Source organism: Mesorhizobium sp. M7A.F.Ca.US.007.01.2.1, assembly GCF_003998165.1.
Taxonomy (GTDB): Bacteria; Pseudomonadota; Alphaproteobacteria; order Rhizobiales; family Rhizobiaceae; genus Mesorhizobium; species Mesorhizobium ciceri.
Genome location: NZ_RZQP01000301.1, coordinates 1 through 6,184 on the forward strand (window position 1 = coordinate 1; position 6,184 = coordinate 6,184).

Sequence of the window (6,184 nt, forward strand, 5' to 3'; positions counted from 1 at the left end):
ACCCAATAGAGTTCCGGAAGAAAAATGTCCTGGGAGATGGCGATCTCGGTGCCACGGGGCAGGTTTTCGAGGCCGACGTGCTGGGTCCGATGCTCGATCGCATGGAGACACTGCGCGCCAGCACCGGTACATCAGAGGCCAAGGCCGACGGCAGGCTCTATGGAATTGCGACCACGGTCGGCACATGGTTCGTTTTCGTCGGGCCTTCGGCGGCGACGGTGAATTTGAACGCCGACGGCAGCGCAACGCTGGTCACCTCGGGTGTGGAGATCGGATCCGGCACGATGGTGCAATCCCTGCCGCAGATCGTGGCTGGGCAGCTCGGGCTTGCTCCCGACCAGGTGATCGTGCGCGAAGCCGATACGGATGCCGCCGGTCTCGATGTCGGCGTTGGCGGTGGGCGCACCACCGTGTCCATTGGTGCCGCGAGCATCGCCGCCTGCGCGGAAGTGCGAGAGAAGCTGCTGCGGACCGCCGGCGAGATGCTCCAGACCCGACCGGAAGACCTGGTGCTGCGGGACGGTCGTGTCGAGATCACGGGACTTCCCGGTTCCGGCATGTCGATCCCCGCTGTCGTCGCCCATGCGCAGGCAACCACCGGCCCGATCACCGGAAGCGGAGCCTTTACCGCCAGGAACACTCCGGCAATGTCCGGCTGCGCGATGGGGCATTTCATCGATGCGCTCGACATTCCCGTCTTCGTCGTTCACGAGGCCGAGGTGGCGGTTGATCCAGACACCGGCCATGTCGAGGTGCTGGCCTATCGCGTAGTTCAAGATGTCGGCCGCGCGCTCAACCCGCGCGCCATCCTGGGCCAGATACAGGGCGGCGTGGTACAGGGGCTCGGCTATGCGTTGCACGAGGAGGTGACGCTCACCGCCGACGGATGCATCGCGCAGGACGATTTCGAGACTTATCGCCTGCCGCTGGCGCAGGATGTGGTTCCGGTCGCCGCCGACTTTTACGAGGGCGCGCCGTCGATGGGGCCTCTAGGCACCAAGGGTGCGGGCGAGGTCCCGATCCTGGCGGTGGGCGCGGCGATCGGCTGCGCTGTGGCACGCGCCATCGGCAAGCCGGTGCGGCAGCTGCCACTGACGCCGCCGCGCGTGCTTCGACTGCTGCATGAGCGCGAACCACCGCCGGAATTCCCGCACGTCGCCCCCGGCTGGGCGTTGAACACTCTGGGCTGAGGCAAGTAAACCATGGTCACCCTGAACTGCGACATGGGCGAAAGCTACGGCAACTGGCGCTTCGGTGACGATGCCGGCATCATGCCTCATATCGATTGCGCCAACATCGCCTGCGGCTTCCACGCCTCCGATCCATGGACGATGCTGAAGACCGTGCGGCTCGCCCTTTCGCATGGCAAGCGGGTCGGCGCGCATCCCTCCCTTCCCGATCGTGAGGGGTTCGGCCGGCGCGAAATGAGACTTCAGCCGGAGGAACTGACAGCTGCCTTCCTCTACCAAATCGGTGCTCTGACAGGGATGCTGGCCGCCGAGGGCGGGCAACTCAGCCATGTCAAGCCGCATGGCATCATTTACGGCATGGCCGCGCACGACGTCGACACTGCCCGGGCAATTGCCGCGGCGGTCAAGCCGTTCGGCGTCCCTCTCTTCGGCATGGCGGGAACCTGTCACGAGACGTCGGCAGCCGAACTCGGCGTTGCCTTCGTGGGCGAGTTCTTTCCCGATCTTGCCTACGCTCCCGGCGGCAGCCTGATCATCCCGCGCGTCCAGTCGGCCATCGACCTGACGCTTGCCGAGCACCGCATGGTGGGGGCGCTTACCCGACGCGAACTCGTCACGACAGACGGCACGATCCGCCCGGTCGCCTTCGACACCGTCTGCATCCACTCCGATCCGCCGAATGCGCGCGACGTCGCCGCGCTGATGCGGCGGATCATCGACACTCATTCCAACGGCCTGCCATGATTCACTCTCCCGAATCGTGAAAGCTCCACGCAAGGGACTCGAGGACTATCTCGAACTCACTGCCCGAACCATTTCTCCAAGCCGCTGAGGACTTCCATGGATGCGCTTTCCAACTCTCTCGCCGCCGCCGACATCGCCACCACCATGCACCCCTACACCAACCTGCGTCAGCACGAAGAAACCGGGCCGCTGATCATCAGCCGCGGCGACGGCATCCGTGTGTATGACGAACGCGGCAAGGAATACATCGAAGGGCTGGCCGGGCTCTGGTCGGTGGGCGTCGGCTTTTCGGAAAAGCGGTTGGCCGACGCTGCCTATCAGCAAATGCTGAAGCTGCCCTACTACCACACCTTCTCCTCCAAGGCGCATGAGCCATCCATCCGGCTCGCGGAGAAACTCGTGGACATGACACCGGAAAACCTGACGCGTGTCTTCTTCACGTCGTCGGGCTCGGAAGCCAACGACACCATCGTCAAGATGATGTGGTTCATGAACAACGCGCTGGGCCGGCCAAAAAAGAAGAAATTCCTGGCACGGACCAAGGGCTATCACGGCATCACCGTCGCCTCCGGCAGCCTGACAGGCTTGCCGGTCAACCATCGCGACTTCGATCTGCCGGCCATTCCCGTTCGCCACCTGACCTGCCCGCACTTCTATCGCTTCGGCATGGCAGGCGAAGACGAAGCCGCCTTCACGGCGCGCCTACTCGCCGAGCTGGAAGCGGTGATCGCCGAAGAAGGGGCTGACACCATCGCAGCCTTCATAGGAGAGCCGCTCATGGCAGCCGGCGGTGTTCTGCCACCGCCGGTCGGGTACTGGGAAGGCGTGGAGAAAATCTGCCGGGCAAATGATATCATTCTGATAGCGGACGAGGTGATCTGTGGTTTCGGGCGGCTTGGTACGCCCTTCGGCGCTCAGAAATACGGCTTCACGCCTGATATCATGACGGTCTCCAAGCAAATCACGTCGTCTTATATGCCGCTTGCCGCCGTCATTTTCTCCGATGCGATCTATCAGGCGATCGCCGACAACACCGCCACGATCGGCAATTTCGGCCACGGCTTCACGGCGTCAGGTCATCCGGTCGCGACGGCAGTGGGTCTCGAAAACCTGGCCATCTTCGAGGAGCGGGACCTGATCGGAAACGCGGCCCGCCTCGAGACGTCGTTCCAGGCCGGCATCCGCTCATTTGCCGATCACCCGCTTGTCGGCGAAGCGCGGGGCACCGGTCTTATCGGCGCCGTTGAGCTGGTGGCAGACAAGGCGACGAAACGCCCCTTCGCCAAGGTTGGGCGCGCAGGGGGTATCGCAGCAGGGATCGGCCACGAGGAAGGCCTCATCTTCCGCGCCATCGGCGATCAGCTCGCGCTCTGCCCGCCGATGATCTCGACAGAAGACGATGTGAAAGAAATCATGACGCGCATGGGCCGGACGCTTGAGCGCCTGACCGGTGCGGTTGCCAAGGAGGGACTCGAATGACCCGCATGAAAGCCGAACCGGTCGTCCATATCGACGACGAACGCTTTCGGGTCACCGAATGGCGCTTTGCCACCGGGGCCGAGACCGGCTGGCACATCCACGGACATGACTACGTCATCGTGCCGCTTACGGACGGCAAGCTCGGTCTCGAAGGTCCGGACGGCGCGCAGGCGCAAGCCGCTCTCACCCAAGGGGTGCCCTATTCGCGGCGGACGGGTGTGGCCCATAACGTCATCAATGCCGGCGATGCGCCGCTGGCCTTTCTGGAGGTCGAGGTCGTTGAGGCCGGCGACCTCGCAGCCAGGCGGCTCGCCGTGCTCGACCGGTTCCTCGCAGCCTGGAACGCCCGCGACGTGGGCGCGCTGATGGACTGCATGGCTGAGAATTGCGCTTTCCACGGCTCGGCTGGACCCGATGCCGAAGGGCGCAAGCATATGGGGCGTGACGCCGTGCGCGCCGCCTATGCAGCGCTGTTCGATGCTTTCCCGAAGGCCGCGTGGACCAGAGGACGGCACGTCGTGACGGGCGACACCGGGCTTTCATCATGGCGCTTCGTCGGCACCACGGCAGCGGGGCAGCAAATCGAAGTCGACGGCTGCGATATCTTCGCTTTCTCGGGGGAGCTCATAGCGCTCAAGGATTCCTACCGCAAAGCGCGAGGGTAGCGAAAATCTGAATTCATCGGGCAACGAGGGCGGTCCAAGCGGGCCGCCCTCGTTTTTTGTCCAAAGGCAAGATCCTCAAAAGATGAAAGGGCCGGGCTTACCCGGCCCATCTTCTTACTTGAGCAAGGCTTCCATCGGTACCGGCTCGGAAATCGTCCAGTTGCCTACAACACCCGGCTTGCCGGCCTTGGTCTCGACGATCAGGTACCGCGTCTGGTTCTGGTGATGCAGTTCCGGCGTGAAGGTACGAGGCCCGAACAGCGTCGGCTCGTTCTTCATCTTCTCCAGTTCCGCGACGACGGCGTCGGCATCGGTCGTGCCTGCACGCTCCACCGCCTTGGCCCAGACGTCGACCATGACGTAACCCGGAAAGACATACTGGCTCGAGGGATCGGCGCCTGTCTTCGCCTTGTAGGTGGCATTGAACTTCAGCACTTCCGGATTGGGATCGTCGCCATAGATCGATCCCTGAACGGGGACGTAGAAGTTCGTCAGATCGGGCACAGCGGATAGCCAATAGCTACCGTCGACGCCCGAGCCATTCAGGATCATGGAGTTGATGCCCGCGGCACGAAGCTGCTTGATGGCCGAGACAGCGCCCGGCATCATTGTGCAAAGCATGATCGCATCCGGCTCCTTCGGCAGAGACTTGATGCGGGTGATCTGCGCGGCGATGGAGGCGTCCTCGTTCTTGAAGGTGTCTTCACCGACAAGCTTCGCGCCTTGGGCTTCGAGCTTCGGCATCATCCAGTCGAAGCCGTCGCAGATGCCCTTGTTGTAGGCCGTCCAGGTATCGAGCAGACGGTAGAAGTCCTTTGCGCCTTTTTCCTTGAATGCCCACTCGGCCATGGTCGCGCCCTGCACGGGCGCCAGCACCGACGCGGAGAAGCTGTGCGGGCCGACACCCTGGATACCGGCCTTGACCGATTCCGCGCACAGGAAGAAGGAGATACGGCCCGCGTCCTCGGCCGCGAGCGCAGCCGGCGATCCGAAGTCGTAGTCGCACGAGACGACCACGAGATCCGCGCCCTGGTCGAGCACGGAGAGGCCCGCCTTGGCGCCTTCGGCCCGGTCGGACTTGGTGTCGGCCTTGACGACCTTGATCTGCTTTCCAAGCAGACCGCCAGCCGCATTGATCTCGTCGATGCGGATCAAGGCCGCCTCCTGCGCAGGCTTGTCATAGGCTTCCATGAAGCCCGACTCCGCAGTGGCGAAGCCGATGACGATGGTCTTGTCATCGGCCAGGGCCGGGTATGCGATGGACATCGAGGCCAGAGCGGTTGCGACAATTCTCATTTTGTATGTCATGCACGTCTCCTTTTTGTTTTCCGGTCGGGCTTGTGCCGCCGGTCACTTGTTGCGACTGCTGCGGGGTAAGGTGATCTCGCGGTTGCCCATGAGTCCGGATGGGCGAAGCGCGAGGATCACGATCATGATGACGCCGAGGGCTATTTCCTGAACCCCTTTCGGGAGGGCGAAAGTGGACTCGCCGAGCGATACGCCTGCCTCCAGCCAGCGCAGCGCCTGGATGAGGGCGGACAGCAGGACGACACCCACCACACCCCCCGACAGGCTGCCCATGCCGCCGACAACGAGCATGGAAAGGGTGATGAAGGTGAGACCGAGATAGAATGTGTCGGGTGTGACCACGCCGATGGAATGAGCCATGAGCGCACCGCCCAGCCCCATCACCGCGCCTGATATGACGAATGCCACCAATCTTTCCCTGGGAATGTCGATACCGGAAGCCGCGGCGGCGGTGGGCTCGTCGCGGGCAGCACGAAGGGCCAGGCCGGACCGGGAGATCGCGTGCGCCCAGGCGATGAAGATCGCGACCACGGCGCCGATGAGATACGGCCAGATCACGCGTACGATCGGAATGCCGACGACCGATGAGGTCGCTCCGGTCACGCTCTCCCAGTTGGAATAAATTGTGTTGATCATGGCGAGCATCGCGAAGGTCGCGATCGAAGCCGCGATGCCCGATAATCGCATCAGCACCCGCCCGAAGATGAGAGCGGCGAGGGCGGCGAACAATGCTGCCAGCGTAGCCGATTGCCAGTACGGCAATCGGGTCGCCAGCAGCCATTCGGGCAGTCCCGGCAG

6 protein-coding genes are annotated in these 6,184 nt (G+C 63.4%); 4 read left to right on the forward strand and 2 right to left on the reverse strand.

Features of this window, described 5'->3' with window-relative positions; translation table 11 throughout:
* The 4 genes from EN949_RS31830 to EN949_RS37180 all read left to right on the forward strand — a co-directional run.
* A partial coding sequence (locus EN949_RS31830) for a molybdopterin cofactor-binding domain-containing protein (RefSeq protein WP_164782601.1) occupies window positions 1-1,190 on the forward strand: 1,190 nt, incomplete at its 5' end.
* A 12-nt stretch (window positions 1,191-1,202) separates the two neighbouring features.
* Complete coding sequence (locus tag EN949_RS31835; protein ID WP_127366649.1) at window positions 1,203-1,934, forward strand: LamB/YcsF family protein; 732 nt, start codon at window positions 1,203-1,205, stop codon at window positions 1,932-1,934.
* A 96-nt stretch (window positions 1,935-2,030) separates the two neighbouring features.
* Entirely contained in the window at window positions 2,031-3,413 is a 1,383-nt protein-coding gene (locus EN949_RS31840) for an aspartate aminotransferase family protein (protein ID WP_127371389.1), read from the forward strand.
* On the forward strand, window positions 3,410-4,078 hold the full coding sequence (locus EN949_RS37180; RefSeq protein ID WP_013533161.1) for a nuclear transport factor 2 family protein: 669 nt from the start codon (window positions 3,410-3,412) through the stop codon (window positions 4,076-4,078). The genes EN949_RS31840 and EN949_RS37180 overlap by 4 nt, the downstream gene beginning before the upstream one ends.
* Window positions 4,079-4,192: 114 nt before the next feature.
* Here EN949_RS37180 and EN949_RS31850 read toward each other — a convergent pair whose 3' ends face one another.
* Entirely contained in the window at window positions 4,193-5,386 is a 1,194-nt protein-coding gene (locus EN949_RS31850; protein ID WP_013533160.1) for an ABC transporter substrate-binding protein, read from the reverse strand.
* Between the two features lie 42 nt (window positions 5,387-5,428).
* Window positions 5,429-6,184: branched-chain amino acid ABC transporter permease (locus EN949_RS31855; protein ID WP_164782602.1), on the reverse strand; the 756-nt coding region annotated here is incomplete at its 5' end.

Coding starts and splice junctions, on each gene's coding strand:
- EN949_RS31840 (WP_127371389.1), top strand. CDS start 2,031: ATGGATGCGCTTTCCAACTCTCTCGCCGCCGCCGACATCGCCACCACC.
- EN949_RS31850 (WP_013533160.1), bottom strand. CDS start 5,386: ATGACATACAAAATGAGAATTGTCGCAACCGCTCTGGCCTCGATGTCC.
- EN949_RS37180 (WP_013533161.1), top strand. CDS start 3,410: ATGACCCGCATGAAAGCCGAACCGGTCGTCCATATCGACGACGAACGC.
- EN949_RS31835 (WP_127366649.1), top strand. CDS start 1,203: ATGGTCACCCTGAACTGCGACATGGGCGAAAGCTACGGCAACTGGCGC.